At 62.9% G+C, this 20207-nt stretch carries 19 protein-coding genes; 16 read left to right on the top strand and 3 right to left on the bottom strand.

The annotated features are described in order from the left end of the window. Window positions 1-15: 15 nt before the first annotated feature. The 14 genes from M1L53_RS24795 to M1L53_RS24730 all read left to right on the top strand — a co-directional run bounded on the left by M1L53_RS24795 (window position 16) and on the right by M1L53_RS24730 (window position 15767). The gene (locus M1L53_RS24795) at window positions 16-1335 is read left to right on the top strand and encodes an NAD(P)/FAD-dependent oxidoreductase (protein WP_054187403.1); all 1320 of its coding nucleotides are present in this window, start codon (window positions 16-18) and stop codon (window positions 1333-1335) included. Next, a complete protein-coding gene (locus tag M1L53_RS24790) occupies window positions 1335-2246 on the top strand; it encodes a bile acid:sodium symporter family protein (protein ID WP_042450555.1) in 912 nt (303 codons plus the stop codon). Before M1L53_RS24795 ends, M1L53_RS24790 begins: the two co-directional genes overlap by 1 nt. After that, window positions 2243-3178: an SDR family oxidoreductase gene (locus M1L53_RS24785; protein ID WP_054187402.1), complete on the top strand. Its 936-nt coding sequence runs from the start codon at window positions 2243-2245 to the stop codon at window positions 3176-3178. Before M1L53_RS24790 ends, M1L53_RS24785 begins: the two co-directional genes overlap by 4 nt. Before the next feature lie 117 nt (window positions 3179-3295). Beyond that, window positions 3296-3757, top strand: a complete 462-nt coding sequence (locus M1L53_RS24780; protein WP_054187435.1) for a hypothetical protein — start codon at window positions 3296-3298, stop codon at window positions 3755-3757. A gap of 38 nt (window positions 3758-3795) precedes the next feature. After that, on the top strand, window positions 3796-4866 hold the full coding sequence (gene argC / locus M1L53_RS24775; RefSeq protein WP_019748609.1) for an N-acetyl-gamma-glutamyl-phosphate reductase: 1071 nt from the start codon (window positions 3796-3798) through the stop codon (window positions 4864-4866). Between the two features lie 32 nt (window positions 4867-4898). After that, window positions 4899-6137, top strand: a complete 1239-nt coding sequence (argJ, locus tag M1L53_RS24770; RefSeq protein WP_050656537.1) for a bifunctional glutamate N-acetyltransferase/amino-acid acetyltransferase ArgJ — start codon at window positions 4899-4901, stop codon at window positions 6135-6137. Next, window positions 6134-7057, top strand: a complete 924-nt coding sequence (gene argB, locus M1L53_RS24765; protein ID WP_054187401.1) for an acetylglutamate kinase — start codon at window positions 6134-6136, stop codon at window positions 7055-7057. The genes argJ and argB overlap by 4 nt, the downstream gene beginning before the upstream one ends. Beyond that, window positions 7054-8253, top strand: coding sequence for an acetylornithine transaminase (locus M1L53_RS24760; protein WP_007736227.1), 1200 nt, complete (start codon window positions 7054-7056; stop codon window positions 8251-8253). The genes argB and M1L53_RS24760 overlap by 4 nt, the downstream gene beginning before the upstream one ends. Further along, on the top strand, window positions 8250-9200 hold the full coding sequence (gene argF / locus M1L53_RS24755) for an ornithine carbamoyltransferase (protein ID WP_054187400.1): 951 nt from the start codon (window positions 8250-8252) through the stop codon (window positions 9198-9200). Before M1L53_RS24760 ends, argF begins: the two co-directional genes overlap by 4 nt. Continuing rightward, a complete protein-coding gene (locus M1L53_RS24750; protein ID WP_007736224.1) occupies window positions 9197-9676 on the top strand; it encodes an arginine repressor in 480 nt (159 codons plus the stop codon). Before argF ends, M1L53_RS24750 begins: the two co-directional genes overlap by 4 nt. A 47-nt stretch (window positions 9677-9723) precedes the next feature. Beyond that, the gene (locus M1L53_RS24745) at window positions 9724-10923 is read left to right on the top strand and encodes an argininosuccinate synthase (protein WP_007736221.1); all 1200 of its coding nucleotides are present in this window, start codon (window positions 9724-9726) and stop codon (window positions 10921-10923) included. Window positions 10924-10926: 3 nt separating this feature from the next. Next, a complete protein-coding gene (gene argH / locus M1L53_RS24740; protein WP_003944092.1) occupies window positions 10927-12369 on the top strand; it encodes an argininosuccinate lyase in 1443 nt (480 codons plus the stop codon). 170 nt (window positions 12370-12539) lie between these two features. Further along, complete coding sequence (locus M1L53_RS24735; RefSeq protein ID WP_054187399.1) at window positions 12540-15521, top strand: acyl-CoA synthetase; 2982 nt, start codon at window positions 12540-12542, stop codon at window positions 15519-15521. A gap of 39 nt (window positions 15522-15560) precedes the next feature. Then, on the top strand, window positions 15561-15767 hold the full coding sequence (locus tag M1L53_RS24730; RefSeq protein WP_003944045.1) for a Trm112 family protein: 207 nt from the start codon (window positions 15561-15563) through the stop codon (window positions 15765-15767). On the opposite strand, the gene M1L53_RS24725 is transcribed toward M1L53_RS24730, so the two are convergent. The 3 genes from M1L53_RS24725 to M1L53_RS24715 are packed head-to-tail and all read right to left on the bottom strand — an operon-like array spanning window position 15764 to window position 17864. Beyond that, window positions 15764-16381, bottom strand: coding sequence for a TetR family transcriptional regulator (locus M1L53_RS24725; RefSeq protein WP_054187398.1), 618 nt, complete (start codon window positions 16379-16381; stop codon window positions 15764-15766). The two genes, M1L53_RS24730 and M1L53_RS24725, sit on opposite strands and share 4 nt — an antisense overlap. Further along, window positions 16378-17133: an ABC transporter permease gene (locus M1L53_RS24720; RefSeq protein WP_003944033.1), complete on the bottom strand. Its 756-nt coding sequence runs from the start codon at window positions 17131-17133 to the stop codon at window positions 16378-16380. The genes M1L53_RS24725 and M1L53_RS24720 overlap by 4 nt, the downstream gene beginning before the upstream one ends. Further along, window positions 17130-17864: an ABC transporter ATP-binding protein gene (locus tag M1L53_RS24715; protein ID WP_021334043.1), complete on the bottom strand. Its 735-nt coding sequence runs from the start codon at window positions 17862-17864 to the stop codon at window positions 17130-17132. The genes M1L53_RS24720 and M1L53_RS24715 overlap by 4 nt, the downstream gene beginning before the upstream one ends. Before the next feature lie 86 nt (window positions 17865-17950). On the opposite strand from M1L53_RS24715, the gene M1L53_RS24710 reads away from it, so the two are divergent. Together M1L53_RS24710 and tyrS are read left to right on the top strand one after the other, a co-directional pair. Then, window positions 17951-18559: a DNA-3-methyladenine glycosylase gene (locus M1L53_RS24710; RefSeq protein WP_003944023.1), complete on the top strand. Its 609-nt coding sequence runs from the start codon at window positions 17951-17953 to the stop codon at window positions 18557-18559. A 19-nt stretch (window positions 18560-18578) separates the two neighbouring features. After that, window positions 18579-19856: a tyrosine--tRNA ligase gene (tyrS, locus tag M1L53_RS24705; protein WP_007736194.1), complete on the top strand. Its 1278-nt coding sequence runs from the start codon at window positions 18579-18581 to the stop codon at window positions 19854-19856. Window positions 19857-20207: the final 351 nt, after the last annotated feature.

Below are 20207 nucleotides of genomic sequence, written 5' to 3'. Positions count from 1 at the left end.
TGCGACGCTCGACGGATGATCACAGAGGAGAAGTACGCGCTGATCGGAGCGGGCCCGTCTGGATTGGCCGGCGCGCGAAACCTCGATCGGGCCGGGATAGCGTTCGACGGCTTCGAGAGCCACGACGACGTCGGTGGGCTCTGGGACATCGACAACCCGCACAGCACCGTCTACGAGTCGGCGCACCTCATCTCTTCGAAGGGCACCACCGCATTCGCGGAGTTCCCGATGGCGGATTCGGTGGCCGACTACCCGAGCCACGTCGAACTTGCCGATTATTTCCGCGACTACGCCGATACTCACGATCTTCGCAGGCACTTTGCCTTCGGCACTACCGTCGCCGACGTTTCGCCGGTCGATTCGCTGTGGCAGGTCACCACGCGCAGTCGCAGCGGTGAGACAACAGTCGCGCGGTATCGAGGCGTGATCATCGCGAACGGAACGCTGTCGAAGCCGAACATGCCGACTTTCCGGGGCGACTTCACCGGCACGTTGATGCACACGAGCCAGTACCGCAGCGCCGAGATCTTCCGCGGGAAGAAGGTACTGGTCATCGGGGCGGGCAACAGTGGATGCGACATCGCCGTCGATGCCGTCCACCAGGCCGGGTGCGTCGACCTGAGCGTTCGGCGAGGCTACTACTTCGTCCCCAAGTATCTGTTCGGCCGACCCTCGGACACCTTGAATCAGGGAAAGCCGTTGCCGCCGTGGATCAAACAACGCGTCGACACCTTGGTACTCAAGCAGTTCACGGGTGATCCGGTGCGGTTCGGATTTCCGGCACCGGACTACAAGATCTACGAATCGCATCCGGTCGTGAACTCGTTGATCCTGCACCACATCGGGCACGGTGATGTGCACGTGCGCGCCGACGTCGACCGGTTCGAGGGGAGGACGGTGCGGTTTGTCGACGGATCGTCTGCCGACTACGACCTCGTTCTCTGCGCCACGGGGTATCACCTCGACTATCCCTTCATCGCGCGCGAGGACTTGGACTGGTCGGGCGCTGCCCCGGACCTGTTCCTCAACGTCGCGAGTCGCCGCCACGACAATCTCTTTGTTCTCGGCATGGTCGAAGCATCCGGTCTCGGATGGCAGGGCCGTTTCGAGCAGGCCGAGTTGGTGGCCAAATTGATCACCGCACGTACCGAAGCCCCCGCCGCGGCGCGGGAATTCTCGGCGGCGGCGGCCGGTCCTCCTCCCGATCTGTCCGGGGGATACAAGTACCTGAAGTTGGGACGAATGGCCTACTACGTGAACAAGGACGCCTACCGATCGGCGATCAAGCGACACATCGGACTGCTTGATGCCGCTCTGACGAAGGGAGGACAGTGATGCCGATCGACGACGTGGTGCTCAACTTCAACCCGGGATCGTTGATGATCCTCAACGTGGTGCTGGCCGCGATCATGCTGGGGATCGCCCTCGACACCTCGGTAGACGACTTTCGTCGTGCGCTCACCAAACCCAAGGCGATGGCGGTGGGTATTGCTGCGCAGTTCCTGCTGTTGCCGGCAGTGACTTTTCTCCTGACGCTGATTCTCTCGCCGGCTCCGTCGGTAGCACTCGGCATGATCCTGGTGGCGTGCTGCCCGCCAGGGAACATCTCGAACGTCCTGACTCACCGGGCGGGCGGCGACGTCGCACTCTCGGTGTCCATGACGGCGGTGTCGAACGTCCTCGCGATCTTCCTTATGCCGCTCAATCTTGCGTTCTGGGGGAGCCGACGCCCGGAGACCGACGCTCTGTTGCAGTCCGTGAACCTGAATGCGCTCGAGATGGTCGCGCAAATCGCCCTGATCATCGGTGTGCCGTTCGTTCTCGGCATCTGGGCGGCACGAAGGTTTCCGGAGATCGCCGCGAAAGCGCAGCCTTGGGTGAAAAACGGTTCGTTGGTGGCGTTGTTGATCTTCATCGTCGCGGGGGTGTCGGGGAACGCGTCGTACTTCGTCGACTACATCGGGGTGGTACTGCTCGCGGTCTTCCTGCACGACACGGTTGCCCTCGCACTGGGATACTTCTGCGGCGCCGTCACCGGGTTGAACGAATACAGCCGTCGCGCAGTTTCTTTCGAGGTCGGCATCCGCAATGCGGGGCTGGGGCTTGGCCTGGTGTTCACGTTCTTCGACGGTCTCGGTGGCATGGCCGTCGTGGCCGGCTGGTGGGGGATCTGGGACATCATCGCCGGGTTGGCTCTGGCGACGATCTGGTCCAAGCGACGCGCCCGAAAGGCGGTACCGGCATGACCGTCGCACTCGTCACGGGCGGAAACGGGTTCCTGGGTACCGCTGTCATCGACGCACTGATCGCGCAGGGCATCACCGTCGTCTGTGTCGACCTCACGGTCAAGGACACGCCGGACGATCGCATCCGCCGCGTCAGGGCGGACGTCTGCGACCCCACAGAATTGGGGCGGGTGTTCGGTCAGTACCGACCGAACGTCGTGATCCACCTTGCGTCCATCGTGAATCCCGGCAAGAACACGACAGCAGAGCAGGAGTACCGCGTCGACGTCGACGGGACACGAAACGTGCTCGCGGCCTGCGTCGAACACGGGGTTGGACGGATCGTCGTGTCTTCGTCCGGAGCGGCGTACGGCTACCACTCCGACAGCCCACCGTGGATCACCGAGGACGTACCTGTCCGAGGCAACGACGAATTCACATACAGTCGCCACAAACGCCTGGTCGAAGAGATGCTCGCCGAATATCGCGTCGAACACCCGGAGTTGGAACAGGTTGTCTTCCGGATCGGCACGGTCTTGGGTGAGAGCGTCGACAATCAGATCACCGCGTTGTTCGATCGCCGCAAGCTGCTCAAGGTTGCCGGGAGCGACAGCCCCTTCGTCTTCGTCTGGCACACCGATGTCGCGGGCGCTTTTGCGGAGGCCGTGACCGGAAACCAAGTGGGCATCTTCAATGTCGCGGGCGACGGCTCGTTGACCGTCGACGAGTTGGCTTCCCGGATGGGCAAGAGCACGGTGACGCTTCCTGCATGGTTGTTGCGAGGCGTTCTACGCGTCGGACGGCGATTGGGCGTAACGGAACACGGTCCGGAGCGCGTCGGATTTCTCCAGTACCGACCGGTTCTCGACAATCGGCGGCTCAAGGAACAGTTCGGATACGTCCCCGAATATTCGAGCGAGGAAGCGTTTGCCGCGTATCTCGCGTCACGCTGACCCCTTCGACGGACGGTCGTGGAAGGATCGGAATTGTCCGTCGGCATTTTCGAGAAGGGACTGACAGTGTCACGAAATGATGGGCCCGAACATGATGGGTCCGAGCACGATGGTTCCGTGCACCAGGTAGTCGAGGCCGCCAGTGCACTCGACGACAAGGACTTCCTCGCGGTCGTCCGCGCAGTGGTCGAGCGTCGTCCGAGTTTGTCGGTCCTTCTTTCCGTGGTGGACACCGCTGCCGCGAGCCTCGAGCCGAACCGCGTCGAGGACGAGAACGAGATCACCGACGCCGAAGAAGTCGAACTGCCCGACACCGTTGTGGAGGTCGACGAGATCATCGACGTCCCGGTGGTACTTGCGACCGATCCGAGAATTCCCGAACCCGACTACACCGAAGGCGGAGTGCCCACTTTCGACCGCGTTCGGGAGAAGATAGAGGGGCGCTTCGGTACTTCAATAGGTTCGTCCGAACTGGCGCACGAGAGTCCTGCCGGAAAGTCCGTCGACGAGCAGTGGGACGAGCGCCAGAAGGCCGCAAAGGCCAAGCTCGAGGAGATCCGGCGATCCATGGGTAAGTAATTATGCATTCCGATGCACAATGATGCATACTGTGTGACATGACTGAAGGTGGTACGACCGAGAACGCACGCAAGCCGATCAGAGTCGCCGTTGCCGGCGCCAGTGGGTACGCCGGTGGTGAGGTTCTGCGTCTGCTCCTCGGGCACCCCTCCTATGCCGACGGCAGTCTGGTGATCGGTTCGCTGACCGCCGGTGGCAACGCCGGTTCGACGCTCGGTGAGCATCATCCGCACTTGCTTCCACTCTCTTCGCGGGTACTCGAAGAGACCACTGTCGAAATCCTCTCGGGTCACGACGTCGTCTTCCTCGGTCTCCCACACGGAAATTCGGCTCAGTACGCCAAGTTGCTGCCCGAGTCGACGGTCATCATCGACTGCGGCGCGGACTTCCGGCTGCAGGATCCCGCAGCCTGGGAGAAGTACTACAAGAGCACTCATGCCGGTACCTGGCCATACGGTCTTCCTGAATTGCCCGGTGCCCGTGAGAAATTGGTAGGCGCAACCCGCATCGCTGTTCCGGGCTGCTACCCGACGGCAGCGAGCCTCGCGCTGGCCCCCGCCGTTGCCGCGGGGATCGTGGACTCACACGTGAACGTGGTTGCGGTCAGTGGCACTTCGGGCGCCGGCCGGGCACCGAAGGCTGATCTGCTGGGTTCCGAGGTCATGGGCTCCGTCCGTGCGTACGGCGTCGGCGGTGTCCATCGCCACACCCCCGAGATCATTCAGAATCTCTCGGCCGCAGGCGGCAAGGACATCAGTGTCTCCTTCACTCCGGTCCTCGCGCCCATGCCGCGCGGCATCCTCGCGACCTGCACGGCAGCCACCACGGCCACCGAAGAGCAAGCGCGCGAAATCTACGAAAAGGCATACAACGACGAGCCGTTCATCCACGTGCTGCCTGCCGGAGTCTTCCCGCAGACCGGTGCCGTGATCGGATCCAATGCCGTGCAGATCGGGGTCACCGTTGACGCCGACGCCGGTCAGCTCGTTGTCATCTCGGCAATCGACAATCTCACCAAGGGCACCGCCGGTGGCGCGGTGCAATCGATGAATCTCGCCCTTGGCCTACCCGAGACCGCAGGTCTCTCTACCGTGGGAGTAGCTCCGTGAGCACCGACAATCCGCAGCAGATCGACAACGCAATCGAGCCTGACGCGACCGTTGCAGACGTGGTTCACGTCGCCGGGGGACGTCTGCTCCGCACGCAGGGCGTCACCGCACCTGCCGGATTCCGCGGTGCCGGAATTGCTGCCGGTATCAAGAAGAGTGGCAAGTCGGACCTCGCATTGGTGCTCAACGAGGGACCCGATCTGGCCGCTGCCGGCGTCTTCACCCTGAACAAGGTCAAGGCAGCTCCGGTGCTCTGGTCTCAGCAGGTCCTGACGACGGGCAAGCTGCGCGCGGTGGTGCTCAACTCGGGCGGCGCGAACGCCTGCACGGGCGCGGGTGGATTCCAGGATGCACACAAGACTGCCGAGGAAGTTGCTTCGGCACTGAGTAATTGGGGCACCGAGACGGGCGCGATCGAGGTCGCTGTCTGTTCGACCGGACTTATCGGTGACCGCTTGCCCATGGACAAGCTGATCCCCGGTGTCACCGAGGTGGTGCACGAACTGGCCGGCGGAATCTCCGGAGGCACCGACGCGGCATACGCGATCATGACCACCGATACCGTGCCGAAGCAGGCGTCGCTGCACCACGCGAACAAATGGAACGTCGGCGGAATGGCCAAGGGCGCAGGCATGCTCGCGCCTGCACTGGCCACCATGCTGTGCGTCGTCACGACCGATGCTGTCGCAACGGCGGATCAGCTCGATACCGCTCTGCGCGCCGCCACCCACCTGAGCTTCGATCGCCTCGACGTCGACGGCGCCACGTCCACCAACGACACAGTGCTCCTGTTGGCCTCCGGTGCCAGCGGTGTCACGCCGACGCAGGACGAACTGAACGCCGCAGTGCTGGCCGTGTGTGATGATCTCGCGGATCAGTTGATGGCAGACGCCGAGGGTGTCACCAAGCGGGTCAAGGTGACGGTTCGCGGCGCGGCGTCCGAGTCCGATGCGTTGATCGGCGCCCGGACCATCGCCCGCGACAGCCTGGTCAAGACAGCGCTTTTCGGTTCCGATCCCAATTGGGGTCGCGTTCTCGCCGCAGTGGGTATCGCTCCCATCGAGCTCGATCCCGATCGAATCAGTGTGTCCTTCAACGGGAGTCCCGTCTGCATCGACGGCGTCGGTGCTCCGGGGGCGCGTGAGGTGGACCTGAGTGGGATCGACATCGAACTCGACATCGATCTGGGAATCGGCAACGAGTCCGTGAGCATTCGCACCACGGACCTCTCGCATGCTTACGTCGAAGAGAACTCGGCGTATTCGTCATGACCGAGACGTATCCCGTGATCAGCGAGCATCAGAAGGCGCATGTCCTCGCCGACGCGCTGCCGTGGCTGCAGCGATTCCGAGACAAGGTGGTCGTGGTCAAGTACGGCGGAAACGCCATGATCGACGAGACGCTCAAAACGGCATTTGCCGCCGACATGGCGTTCCTGCGGACTGTCGGCATCCATCCCGTCGTCGTGCACGGCGGTGGCCCGCAGATCAACGCGATGCTGGCACGCCTTGGCATGAAGGGTGAGTTCCGCGGTGGTTTCCGGGTGACGACGCCCGAGGTGATGGACGTCGTGCGGATGGTGCTTTTCGGTCAGGTCGGCCGTGAACTCGTCGGCTTGATCAACGCGCACGGTCCTTACGCGGTCGGTATCTCCGGTGAAGATGCGCACCTGTTCACCGCTACTCGACGCACTGTTGCGGTCGAGGGGGAGCAGACCGACATCGGACTGGTCGGGGACGTCACCACCGTGAACCCAGACGCGGTACTCGATCTCATTGCGGCAGGACGTATTCCGGTCGTCTCGACCATCGCACCCGACGCCGACGGTGTCGTCCACAACATCAACGCCGATACCGCTGCTGCAGCACTGGCCGAGGCGATCGGTGCCGAGAAGCTCGTTGTCCTCACCGACGTCGAGGGCCTGTACACCGATTGGCCGGACCGAGCCTCGCTGGCCACCGAGATCGACACCGACGCCCTGGCCCAGTTGTTGCCGAGTCTCGACGCCGGCATGGTGCCCAAGATGGAGGCCTGCCTTCGCGCGGTGCGCGGAGGTGTGCCGTCGGCGCACGTGATCGACGGTCGGCTCGAACATTCAGTCCTACTCGAACTTTTCACCGGTGAAGGAATCGGCACGATGGTCGTGCCGGGTCCCTCCGTCGCCGGTCCCCAGCAGGGAGCTAGCTCATGAGCACGATCGATCTGCAGCAGCGGTGGTCCGCTTCGCTGATGAACAATTACGGCGTACCCCGGGTTGCTCTCGTCCGCGGTGACGGCGCCGTACTCACCGACGCCGACGGCAAGCAGTACGTCGACTTCCTGGCCGGAATCGCCGTCAACATCCTCGGACACGGACATCCGGCCGTCGTCGAAGCCGTCACTACTCAGTTGTCGACACTCGGCCACGTGTCCAACCTGTACGCCAGCGAGCCGGTCGTCGAGTTGGCGGAGCAGTTGCTCGCTCATCTCGGCAACGTCACCGGGCGCGCGTTCTTCTGCAACTCCGGTACCGAGGCGAACGAGGCTGCCTTCAAGCTCGCTCGCGCCACCGGCCGGAAGAAGATCATCGCAGCCGAAGGCTCCTTCCACGGTCGCACGATGGGCGCACTCGCTCTGACGGGTCAGCCGGCCAAGCGGGCGCCGTTCGAACCGATGCCCGCCGGTGTCGAGTTCGTGCCGTACGGCGACGTCGAGGCACTCGAGCAGGCCGTCGATTCCGACACCGCCGCTGTGTTCCTCGAACCGATCATGGGTGAGGGCGGCGTCGTGGTGCCACCCGAGGGATACCTCGTCGAGGCTCGGCGGATCACCGCCGAGCGCGGTGCACTTCTCGTGCTCGACGAAGTGCAGACCGGCATCGGCCGGACCGGCTGGTTCTACGCCCATCAGGCAGTCGGCATCGTGCCGGACGTCATCACCCTCGCGAAGGGACTCGGTGGCGGAATGCCGATCGGCGCCTGCATCGCGACCGGGGCAACGGCCGAGTTGTTCGGACCGGGTAAGCACGGTACGACGTTCGGTGGCAATCCGGTGTGTGCTGCGGCGGCACTTGCCGTGCTGAAAACCATTGCAGCGGAAGACCTGATCTCACGCGCCGACAGTTTGGGTAAATCCATCTCGGCGGGCATCGAAGATCTAGGCCATCCGTTGGTCGACTACGTACGGGGATCAGGACTGTTGCTGGGTGTCGTGCTGACCGAGGACGTCGCGCCGGCGGTGGAAAACGCAGCGCGCGAAGCCGGGTACCTTGTGAATGCAGCGCAACCCGGAGTGATCCGGTTGGCGCCGCCGCTCATCCTCACGGACGAGCAGGCCGAAACCTTCGTGGCAGCACTACCTGCCATCTTCGACAGCGCACTATCGGCTGACCAGCCGGGGGAGAAGTGACTACCGTGGTGAAACACTTTCTCAGGGACGACGATCTGACTCCTGCGCAGCAGGCCGAAGTTCTCGAACTCGCAGCGATTCTCAAGAAGGACCCGTTCGCTCGGCGTCCGCTCGAGGGTCCCCGCGGAGTCGGTGTCATCTTCGAGAAGAACTCGACGCGTACACGTTTCTCGTTCGAGATGGGCATCGCACAGATGGGCGGCCACGCTGTCGTCGTAGACGGGCGCAGCACTCAACTCGGTCGTGAAGAGACCTTGGCGGACACCGGACGCGTTCTCTCCCGCTACGTCGATGCCGTCGTGTGGCGCACGTTCGGCCAGAAGCGCCTGGAGCAAATGGCTACGGGCGCAACGATTCCCATCGTCAATGCATTGTCCGACGAATTTCATCCCTGTCAGGTTCTGGCCGATCTGCAAACGCTGATCGAACAGAAGGGTGAGCTCAAGGGGCTGAAGCTGACCTACCTGGGCGACGGCGCCAACAACATGGCTCACTCGCTGATGCTCGGCGGAGTGACCGCAGGCATAGACGTCACCATTGCCAGCCCCGCGGGCTTCGAACCGGCGGACTGGGTAGTGGCAGCAGCACGCAAACGCGCCGAGGAAACCGGCGCGACCATTACGCTGACGCAGGACCCGCAGGCCGGCGTCGACGGTGCCGACGCGTTGGTCACCGATACCTGGACCTCGATGGGTCAGGAGAACGACGGACTCGATCGGGTCGGACCTTTCCGTCCGTTCCAGATCAACAAGGAGCTGCTCGCAAAGGCAGATCCGAAGGCCGTCGTCCTGCACTGCCTGCCCGCGCATCGCGGCGAAGAAGTCACCGACGAGGTTCTCGACGGGCCGCAGAGTGTTGTCTGGGACGAGGCGGAGAACCGTCTGCACGCCCAGAAGGCATTGCTCGTGTGGCTGCTGGAACAGCGAACCCAACTGGACCCGGCGTGAGCGTCGCTCCCACTCGGGCTGGTCGCCAGTCGCGCATCATCGCGCTTCTGGCGGCTCACCCTGTCCGAAGTCAGACGGAGCTGGCGGCCCTGCTCGGTGCCGAGGGCATCGAAGCAACGCAGGCGACGCTCTCGCGTGACCTCGAAGAGCTGGGAGCGGTGAAACTGCGTGCCGCCGACGGCGGCGCCGGTGTTTACGTGGTGCCGGAGGACGGGAACCCGGTACGCGGTGTGGCCGGCGGTACCGACCGCCTCTCACGGCTGTTGGGTGAGTTGTTGGTCTCCACCGATTTCAGCGGCAACATGGCGATCCTCCGGACACCGCCGGGGGCCGCGCACTACCTCGCGAGCGCACTGGATCGGTCCTCGATGCCGGACATCGTGGGCACGATCGCCGGAGATGACACCATCTTCGTAGTGGCCCGGGAACCGCTTTCCGGAGCGGAACTCGCGGCCATGATCGAATCGCTCGCCTGACCCCTTATTCTTTGATAGAGATTTTCAACCGAAGGAGCACAAAAACCATGGCCGATCGCGTCGTACTCGCCTACTCGGGCGGGCTGGACACTTCTGTTGCCATCAGTTGGATCGGTAAGGAGACGGGCGCTGAAGTTGTCGCCGTCGCCATCGATCTGGGGCAGGGTGGCGAGGACATGGAGGTCGTGCGTCAGCGCGCGATCGACTGCGGCGCAGTCGAATCCGTTGTCGTCGACGCCCGCGACGAGTTCGCGGACGAATACTGCCTGCCGACCATCGCGGCCAACGCCCTGTACATGGACCGCTACCCGCTCGTCTCGGCCATCAGCCGTCCGCTGATCGTCAAGCACATCGTCGAAGCTGCACGCTCGCACGGCGGCACCATCGTCTCGCACGGTTGCACCGGTAAGGGCAACGACCAGGTTCGCTTCGAGGTCGGATTCGGCGCCCTCGCACCCGACCTGCAGGTCATCGCACCGGTCCGCGACTACGCCTGGACCCGCGAGAAGGCCATCGCCTTCGCCGAAGAGAACAACATCCCGATCAACGTCTCCAAGAAGTCGCCGTTCTCGATCGACCAGAACGTCTGGGGCCGCGCCGTCGAGACCGGATTCCTCGAGGATCTGTGGAACGCGCCGACGAAGGACGTCTACGACTACACCCAGGACCCGACGGTCAACTGGAACGCACCCGACGAGCTCATCATCAGCTTCGACAAGGGCCGCCCGGTCGCCATCGACGGCCGCCCGGTGTCGGTTCTCGAAGCCATTCAGGAACTGAACAAGCGCGCAGGCGCTCAGGGCGTCGGCCGTCTCGACGTCGTCGAGGACCGTCTCGTGGGCATCAAGAGCCGTGAGATCTACGAAGCTCCCGGCGCCATGGTTCTCATCACCGCACACCAGGAACTCGAGCACGTCACCCTCGAACGCGAACTCGGTCGCTACAAACGTCAGATGGAGCAGCGTTGGTCCGAGCTGGTCTACGACGGCCTCTGGTTCTCGCCCCTCAAGGACGCACTGGACACGTTCGTCAACAAGACGCAGGAACGCGTTACCGGCGACATCCGTCTCTTCCTGCACGGTGGAGCCATCACCGTCAACGGTCGTCGCAGCCCGGAGTCGCTCTACGACTTCAACCTCGCGACGTACGACGAGGGCGACAGCTTCGACCAGTCCGCATCGAAGGGCTTCGTCGAGATCCACGGTCTGTCGTCGAAGGTCGCCGCGAAGCGCGATCTGGGACTCTGAGCCATGACGGCTCACGGTGACGGAGACGCTCAAAAACACGGCACCAACGAAGGTGCGCTGTGGGGCGGGCGGTTCGAGTCCGGACCGGCCGCTGCCATGGCGGCGCTGAGCAAGTCGACTCACTTCGACTGGGTCCTCGCTCCGTACGACGTGCGGGCGTCGCAGGCGCATGCGCGTGTGCTGAACAAGGCAGGCCTGCTCAGCGAAGCCGACCTCGTGACAATGCTCGACGGTCTCGACCGCCTGGCGGCAGATGTTGCCAGTGGCGCCTTCGGGCCCAGCGAGTCGGACGAGGACGTACACGGCGCACTCGAGCGCGGTCTGATCGAGCGTGTCGGGCCTGAGGTCGGTGGGCGCCTGCGTGCTGGACGTTCGCGAAACGACCAGGTGGCCACGCTGTTCCGCATGTGGCTTCGCGATGCGGTCCGCCGCATCTCCACCGGAGTTCTCGACGTGGTCGACGCATTGGCGACTCAGGCCGGGGCCCATCCGGATGCCGTGATGCCGGGCAAGACGCACCTGCAGGCGGCTCAGCCGGTCCTGTTGGCGCATCACCTGCTCGCTCACGCACATCCACTGTTGCGGGACGTGCAGCGCCTTCGCGACTTCGACGTGCGAGCTGCGGTGTCCCCGTACGGTTCCGGTGCACTCGCCGGTTCCTCGCTCGGTCTCGACCCCGAAGCCATTGCAGCGGAATTGAAGTTCGACAGCTCGGCCGAGAACTCGATCGACGCAACCGCTTCGCGTGATTTTGCGGCCGAGGCAGCGTTCGTGCTTGCGATGATCGGTGTCGACCTCTCCCGCATGGCGGAAGAGATCATCATCTGGAGCACACCGGAGTTCGGCTACATCACGCTTGCCGACGCGTGGTCGACGGGATCGTCGATCATGCCGCAGAAGAAGAATCCGGATGTCTCGGAACTGACGCGCGGTAAGTCGGGTCGTTTGATCGGCAACCTGACCGGATTGTTGGCGACGCTCAAGGCTCAGCCGCTGGCGTACAACCGCGATCTGCAAGAGGACAAGGAACCGGTTTTCGACTCGGTTGCGCAGCTTGAGATGCTGCTCCCGGCCATCACCGGTCTGGTGCAGACGCTCGAGTTCCACACCGAGCGCATGGCGGAACTAGCTCCGGCAGGGTTCACGTTGGCCACCGACATCGCGGAGTGGATGGTGCGTCAGGGCGTGCCGTTCCGGGTTGCCCACGAGGCAGCCGGAGCGTGTGTGCGTGTCGCCGAAGCACGAGGAGTCGGACTCGAAGATCTCACCGACGAGGAGCTGGCCGGCGTCGACAGCGCGCTGACACCCGCTGTTCGTGAGGTGCTGACAGTCGAGGGTTCCATTGCTTCGCGCAACGCGCGAGGCGGCACTGCGGGGGTGCGGGTTGCCGAGCAGCTGGACGGAGTCAAAGCAGTGGCGCAGTCACTGCGGGAATGGACCCTGTGACCTCGCGGTCACGAGTGTTGTCGCTCTCTTTTCGGCAGTAGTCCTTCGATCGTACGCGGTCAGGTAGCAGAATTTGCTCCCTGACCGCGTACGCGTATTCGTCGTCAGTAGGCTTGTCGCGCGCGGGAAAAATGAGACTGACGTCACATGGTGAGTAACTTGGGAGTGAAATGGTGGGATTGAATTCCAAGTCTGTGCTGGGCCCGATTCGTCGGGTGGTTGCGACAGCACAAAACGGCCTCGAGGTCGTCCGGTTGGGTGGGCTGGAAACGGATGCGACCACGTCGCCGTTCGAGATCGTCGAACGCGCAGCGATGTATCGGCTACGGCGCTACTTCCCGGACAGTGACCCGGAAACCGTCGGCGCACCGATCTTGCTGATCCCGCCGATGATGATGTCGGCGAACGTGTACGACGTGACCCGTGACCAGGGCGCTGTGGGAATTCTGCACGAGATGGGCCTTGATCCCTGGGTCGTCGATTTCGGTTCGCCCGACTCCGAAGAGGGCGGTTGGGATCGTAACCTCGCCGATCACATCATCGCTCTCAGCGACATCGTCGATCACATCCACCGTCACACCGGAAAAGATGTTCACATCTCCGGTTATTCGCAGGGTGGCATGTTCGCCTATCAGGCTGCCGCCTATCGGCGTAGTCGAAACATCGCCAGCGTCATCACCTTCGGCAGTCCGGTCGACACACTCGCCGCGCTACCCTTCGGCATCCCGGCGGGATTGGCAACCAAGGGTGCAGATTTCCTCGCCGATCACGTCTTCAATCGCCTGGCGGTCACCGGGTGGATGGCCCGTACCGGGTTCCAGTTGCTCGATCCCGTGAAGACGCTGAAGATGCGCGTCGACTTTCTGCTTCAACTGCACGACCGGGAGGCGTTGCTTCCGCGGGAGCAGCAACGACGCTTCCTCGCGACCGAGGGTTGGGTCGCGTGGTCGGGGCCCGCGGTAGCCGAACTGCTCAAGCAGTTCATCGTGCACAACCGAATGATGACCGGTGGGTTCGTCATCAAGGATCAATTGGTCTCGCTCGCCGAGATCACCTGCCCCATCCTGGCATTCGTCGGCGAGGTCGACGACATCGGCCAGCCGCAAGCGGTTCGAGGCATCAGTCAAGCCGCTCCGCGGGCGAAGGTCTACGAATCTACCTTGCGTGCAGGCCATTTCGGTTTGGTTGTCGGTTCCACCGCGGCCAATCACACCTGGCCGACCACCGGTGAATTCGTACAGTGGACCGAGACGGGTGGACCCCTCCCGGACCGTATCGCGAACATGGTCTACGGCGCCGACCTCGAAGACCAGACCGGTGTGTCGATCAGCAATCGGATCATCCACACCGTCGCCTCGGTCGCTGAAGTAGGTGCAGGAGTCACCAAGGGAATCAGTGACCTTGCCGCCGGTGCGTTGCGCGGCACTTTCGAATTGTCGGGAGAAGCGGCACGAGCGTTGCCACGTCTGGCTCGACTCAACCAGATTCAGCCGCACACCAAGATCTCGCTGAGCCAGTTGCTGGCGGAGCAGCGTCGAAAGGCGCCGAACGGCGAGTGCTTCCTCTTCGACAATCGCGTGCACACCTATGAAGCGGTCAACGCGCGTATCGACAATGTCGTGCGTGGATTGATCTCCGTGGGAGTGCGTCCGGCAGCGCATGTCGGTGTCCTGATGGAGACCCGCCCCAGCGCACTCGCGGCCATCGCGGCCCTGTCGCGACTTGGTGCCGTCGCGGTCATGCTTCCGCCAGGCTCCGACATCACGGCGGCGGTCAAGCTGGGGTCGGTCGATCGGATCATCACCGATCCGGAAAACGTCGATGCTGCAGTGGTTACCGGTCGGCCGGTACTGGTGCTCGGCGGCGGCGATGCCCGTGGCCTCGAGGTGGATCCGTCACACGACGTGATCGATCTCGAACAAATCGATCCGACGAAGGTCAATCTGCCCGGGTGGTACCGACCGGATCCCGGTGTCGCCCGCGAACTCGCCTTCATCATCTTTGCGGAATCCGGCGGTGTGCTCGAGGCCAAGCAGATCACCAACTACCGGTGGGCATTGTCGGCCTTCGGCACGGCCACGGCGGCAGATCTCGATCGCGGTGACACCGTGTACTGCCTTGCGCCACTCCATCATTCGTCGAGTCTGCTCGCGACCATCGGTGGTGCCATGGCCGGTGGCTCACGCATTGCGCTCTCACGTGGACTGAACCCCGCGAGGTTCGTCGAGGAAATCCACCGCTACGGCGTGACGGTCGTGAGTTACACGTGGTCGATGATGCGCGAGATACTCGACGAGGATCTTCTTCTCATCGACGGTAGTCATCCGGTCCGCCTGTTCATCGGTTCGGGCATGCCCCATGGTCTCTGGAAGCGGACAACGGAGGCGTTCGACCCCGCGCAGGTACTCGAGTTCTATGCGTCGACCGAAGGCGACGTGATTCTTGCCAATGTTGCAGGCTCCAAAGTTGGTTCCAAGGGGCGCCCGCTGCCGGGTAGCGCGCAGGTGCGGTTGGCGGCATACGACCCGCTGAGTGGTCGGCTCCTCGAGAACGGAAACGGATTTGTCCGTGAGTGCGCCGAAGACGAGGTCGGATTGCTGCTCGGGCGCGCGGGATTCACCGCCGATCTTTCGGGCGGAGCCATGCGAGGTCTCTTCCAAGCCGGCGATTCGTGGATTCCCACCGAAAATCTCTTCCGCCGGGACGCCGACGGCGACTACTGGCTGATCGACCACAAGAACACGGTCATTTCCACGCTCCGCGGTCCCGTGTTCACCCAGCCGATCGTCGACGCGTTGTCGAGTGTGGCGCGGGTGGATCTTGCCGTCGCATACGGAGTCGGTGACGCGCCGCATCAGCTGGCGGTCGCTGCCGTGACTTGGCGTCCGGGGCGGCAGTTCCGTTCTGCCGAGCTTGCAGAGGCCCTCTCGCGCATCGCTTTCGACGCTCGTCCGGATATCGTGCAGGTGGTTGACGAGATCCCGGTGGGTTCGTCGTACCGTCCGAGCTCCACTGCTTTGGCTGCGGCCGGATTGCCGGCGCCGGGGCCACGGACCTGGTTCCTCGATTCCGAGTCGCAGTCGTACAAGCGGCTGACCAAGGCAATTGCCGCGCAGTTGATGCCGACGAGGGTGAGCACCGGAGCACGGTAGCCTGAGGACATTCTGTTTGATCGGTTCGAGAGGACACACGTGGCTATTGATTCGACGTTGCTCAGCATTTTGGCCTGCCCCCAGGACAAAGGCCCGCTGCTGCTGGTCGGGGACGAGTTGCTCTACAACCCGCGCCTGCGGCGTGCCTACCCGATCGAGAACGGCATTCCCGTTCTGTTGATCGACGAGGCACGCGATGTAGCGGACGACGAACACGAGAAGTTGCTCGCGCGGGCTGAAGGCTAGATCGGTAATTCACCGGTCAGGTACCGCTGGAGGTTCGGCGCCACCAGCGGTACCAACGCGTCAACGCTCAATGATGCGAGTGGTTCGAGTCCGAGCACATATCGCGTGACAAGCAGTCCGGCCATCTGAGATGCCACCAATTCCGCTCTGATCAAGCCGGTACCAGGTGGTGTGTCCACCCGCGGAATGATGTCGCGCAATACGACATCGAGCAGAAAGCTCTGGATCAACTGCGATCCGTCGCCGGAAATGGCTGATCGAAAAGCCGCCAGAATCGCCGGCTGGTGTTCCGAATCCCATAGCCCGATCACCGCCCGGAGAAGGCTTTCGCCGAGTTTTTCGGTCGGGGAGGTGTGAACCGGTCCCAGTACCTTTGCTGGATCGATCGGTAGCGCGATCGCAGCGGTGAACAACTGCTCCTTGCTCCCGAAATGGTGATGAATCATAGCCGGATCGACGTCAGCGGCCGCAGCTATCGATCGAACGGTTGTTCGTCGAAAACCGTTCTGGGAGAACGCCCGTCGCGCCGAATCGAGGATCTGCGCGCGAGTCTCCGACTTGCCCGGTCGTCGCCCCGAACGAATCGGTGCAGGACTCGTGTCCTTGTCGGTCATGGAGTGCGGCGATCGAGTGTGGCCGCGGCCAGCGAGAGTGCGGCGGCGGCGAAGCCCGCCATGACGGCGAGATCACGCCACATCTGACCCGTCGCGTCGGCATGCATCGACACTTGCTGAAGTGCGTCGACGGCGTAGCTCAAGGGGAGGACGTTGCTGATCCATTCGAGCCAGGTCGGCAATTGGTCGCGCGGTACCAGGAGTCCGCAGAGGAAGAGCTGTGGAACCACAACTACCGGCATGAATTGCACCGCTTGGAACTCGGTCTTCGCGAATGCGCTGGCCAACAGGCCTAGCGCAACGCCCAGTATTGCGCCGAGAACTGCAATGACGATGACCCAGGCAAGACTGCCGGCGATGGTGAGTCCGAGGAATCCGAAAGCAACCGCGCACGCGAGGGCTGCCTGAGCGGCGGCGGAGAGCGAAAATGCCGCCCCGTATCCGGCGAGAAGGTCGAGTTTGCCCATCGGTGTGGTGAGCAGGCGTTCGAGTGTGCCTGAACTGCGTTCGCGTTGCATCGCGATGGACGTGACCAGGAACATGACGACAAACGGCAAGATTCCCAACATCGTGATCGCCACTCGTTGGAAGAGCGAAACCTGGCCGGGTGGCGTCGGGACGTCTTGGTAGAGGAAATAGAGCAGAATCATCAGTAACGACGGGACCAACAAGATCATGGCCACCGTGCGGTGATCTTGGCGGAGCTGAAGCAGAATGCGTACGGTCGTAGCACCGAAGATCCTGATGCTCATGATATTTCGCCTCCGACGGGTGAAGTCCGAATCAGCTCGAGAAAGGCGTCCTCGAGCCGTTCACATCTGGTTTTGGCGCGCAATTCATCGGGTGTGAGTTGAGCGAGGAGGTGCCCGTCTCGCATCAGGATCAGCTCAGCGCAGTGGTCGGCCTCATCCATGACGTGGCTGGAGACCAACAGGGTGGTTCCGCTGCGAGCAAGGTCAGCGAATCGTTCCCACAATTCGACGCGAAGCACCGGATCGAGGCCGACGGTCGGTTCGTCGAGGATCAACACATCAGGTGACGCCACCAACGCGCAAGCCAGCGAGACTCGCCCGCGTTGACCACCAGACAGATCGGCGGCGGTCTGGTCGGCGTATCGGCTCAATCCGACGGCGTCGACCGCTGCTGCGACGTCGGCGCCGGACTTGCCGTATAGAGCGCCGAAGTACTGGACGTTTCGAGTGACCGTCAGGTCGCCGTACACGCTGGGGGATTGGGTGACATATCCGACCCGGTGGCGAAGAGCAACGGAACCGGCGAGATCACCCAGCACTCTGACCTCACCACTTTCGACGATCTGTGTTCCGACAATCGCGCGCATCAGGGTTGTCTTGCCGCAGCCGGACGGGCCGAGCAGTCCGGTGATCGATCCTGCTGATACCTGCAGGTCAAGCGAGTGAAGAACTTCGTGCTTGCCGCGAATGACTCGTAGTCCGCGGATATCTATTGCCGGCGTTGTGGTCACGGTTCGCCTCGTTTCAATAATTCATCACTTGTTGAATTATGCGACTCGGCCGACCGATGAGTCAACGGCGTGGGCACAATCGAAGGGTGAGCATCGAGACCTTGGAAAATGTGGAGAACCCGTTGGAAGCGGGCCTGACAATTCTCGGCTCGACCCTGACCGTCGACGACATCTCGCTGAGGATCGTCGAGGTCGAGGCGTACGGAGGGGAGAAGGACGGGCCATGGCCGGATCCGGCAGCACATTCGTATCGGGGGAGAACGCCGCGGAACAGCGTGATGTTCGGGCGGGCGGGGCGTCTCTACGTCTACCGCAGCTATGGAATGCACTTTTGTATGAACATCTCGTACGGCCCGGATGGTGTCGCGGGTGGTGTTCTGCTCCGAGCGGCCGAAATCGAGGCCGGTCACGATGTGGTGTCTGCTCGGAGATCGCCGGACCGGCCGTCTCACCAATGGGCCAGAGGGCCGGGTAATCTCGGTGCTTCTGTCGCAATCACGTTGGCGGACAACGGAACAGACGTGTTCAACCCTGCCTCTCGGATTCGGCTCGAATTGGGGGAGTCGAAGGAATGGGTCAGTGGACCGCGGGTGGGGGTCAGTACCGCGGCGGAGGTTCCGTGGCGCCTGTGGATTCCGGACTCGCGAGCGGTGTCCGCGTATCGCCGAAGCCCGCGAGCGCCGGTCATTTCGTGAAGATGGGATGATCGAGTCCGTGACTGAGAATATTCTCGACGAACTGACCTGGCGCGGGCTGATCGCCCAATCAACCGATCTCGACGCTTTGCGTAAAGATCTCGAGGCCGGACCGGTCACGTTGTATGCGGGCTTCGACCCGACAGGACCGAGCCTGCACGCAGGTCACCTGGTTCCGCTCCTCGCGCTCAAGCGGTTTCAGCGCGCCGGCAACCGCCCGATCGTTCTTGCCGGCGGTGCAACGGGCCTGATCGGAGACCCCCGTGACGTCGGGGAACGGACGATGAACTCCGCCGATACCGTCGCGGACTGGGCAGGTCGCATCCGTGGTCAGCTCGAACGATTCGTGGATTTCGACGATTCGCCGACGAGCGCGGTCATCGAGAACAACATGAACTGGACCGGCAAGATGTCGGCCATCGACTTCCTGCGTGATGTCGGCAAACACTTCTCCGTGAACGTCATGCTTGCGCGTGACACCGTGAAGCGTCGTCTCGAGTCGGACGGGATGTCGTACACCGAGTTCAGCTACATGCTGCTCCAGGCCAACGACTACCTGCACCTGCGACGCGACCTCGGCTGCACTCTGCAGGTCGGCGGGTCCGATCAGTGGGGCAACATCATTGCCGGCGTCGAACTCAACCGTCGTGTCGACGGTGAGAGCGTTCATGCAATGACGGTTCCGCTGGTGACCTCGGCCGATGGCAAAAAGTTCGGAAAGTCGACCGGTGGCGGAAGTTTGTGGCTCGACCCCGAGATGACCAGCCCGTACGCCTGGTACCAGTACTTCGTGAACACTGGCGACGCCGACGTGATCAAGTACCTGCGCTGGTTCACCTTCCTGACTGCGGACGAACTCGCGGAGCTGGAGACTGCAACAGCGGAGCGGCCGCATGCGCGAGAAGCGCAGAAGCGACTTGCCGCGGAGATGACGACCTTGGTTCACGGGGAACACAACACCCGTGCTGTCGAGCTCGCCAGTCAGGCGTTGTTCGGCAAGGCGGAGCTGGCGGAACTCGACGAGTCGACGCTAGCCGCGGCGCTGAAAGAAGCATCGGTCAGCGAATTGGCGCCGGGGGAGCCGCGCACGATCATCGATCTGCTCGTGACGAGCGGCTTGTGCGAGAGCAAGGGGGCCGCTCGACGCGCCGTGAAAGAGGGCGGTGCTTCGGTGAACAACCAGAAGGTGTCGGCCGACGACTGGGAGCCCACCGCATCCGATCTGCTTCACGGCAGCTGGTTGGTCGTCCGGCGCGGAAAGCGCAACTTCGCCGGCGTGAGAATCCTTCCAAACTGACGTGTGTGGGGTCACAGTTGTCTAGCGGGGCTCCTGTGGCCGCTGGTGGCCCGCCTCCGGGCGGGCTACCAGCGGATTTAACCTGTCGAACATCTGCGACCTGCACGTTTGACGCTCAGTTTTCATTCGCGTAACTTTGTCCAAGTCAGAGCGACACGGACACCAACCCCGACCGACAGGCCGGGGAAACGCGGTTGGACGAAGTCGGAGACAATCACGCTCAGCGAGAACTTGCTTCCCTGGAGTGAACAAGCTAAGATTGTAACCCTTGCCCCGGAGCTTTCAACCTGGTTGAAGTGATGGTGTGTGCGTGTTCTTTGAGAACTCAACAGTGTGTCGATGAATGTCAGT

Source organism: Rhodococcus sp. T9N, from assembly GCF_024436645.1.
GTDB classification, from domain to species: domain Bacteria; phylum Actinomycetota; class Actinomycetes; order Mycobacteriales; family Mycobacteriaceae; genus Rhodococcus_F; species Rhodococcus_F qingshengii.
The sequence above is the reverse complement of the archived record's forward strand: the minus strand, read 5'-3'. Positions and strand labels throughout refer to the sequence as shown.

Bases quoted from the DNA above. Each gene is read 5' to 3' on its own strand.
- M1L53_RS24795 (WP_054187403.1), top strand. From the start codon at position 16: ATGATCACAGAGGAGAAGTACGCGCTGATCGGAGCGGGCCCGTCTGGA.
- M1L53_RS24790 (WP_042450555.1), top strand. From the start codon at position 1,335: ATGCCGATCGACGACGTGGTGCTCAACTTCAACCCGGGATCGTTGATG.
- M1L53_RS24785 (WP_054187402.1), top strand. From the start codon at position 2,243: ATGACCGTCGCACTCGTCACGGGCGGAAACGGGTTCCTGGGTACCGCT.
- argC (WP_019748609.1), top strand. From the start codon at position 3,796: ATGACTGAAGGTGGTACGACCGAGAACGCACGCAAGCCGATCAGAGTC.
- argB (WP_054187401.1), top strand. From the start codon at position 6,134: ATGACCGAGACGTATCCCGTGATCAGCGAGCATCAGAAGGCGCATGTC.
- M1L53_RS24760 (WP_007736227.1), top strand. From the start codon at position 7,054: ATGAGCACGATCGATCTGCAGCAGCGGTGGTCCGCTTCGCTGATGAAC.
- M1L53_RS24745 (WP_007736221.1), top strand. From the start codon at position 9,724: ATGGCCGATCGCGTCGTACTCGCCTACTCGGGCGGGCTGGACACTTCT.
- argH (WP_003944092.1), top strand. From the start codon at position 10,927: ATGACGGCTCACGGTGACGGAGACGCTCAAAAACACGGCACCAACGAA.
- M1L53_RS24735 (WP_054187399.1), top strand. From the start codon at position 12,540: ATGGTGGGATTGAATTCCAAGTCTGTGCTGGGCCCGATTCGTCGGGTG.
- M1L53_RS24725 (WP_054187398.1), bottom strand. From the start codon at position 16,381: ATGACCGACAAGGACACGAGTCCTGCACCGATTCGTTCGGGGCGACGA.
- M1L53_RS24720 (WP_003944033.1), bottom strand. From the start codon at position 17,133: ATGAGCATCAGGATCTTCGGTGCTACGACCGTACGCATTCTGCTTCAG.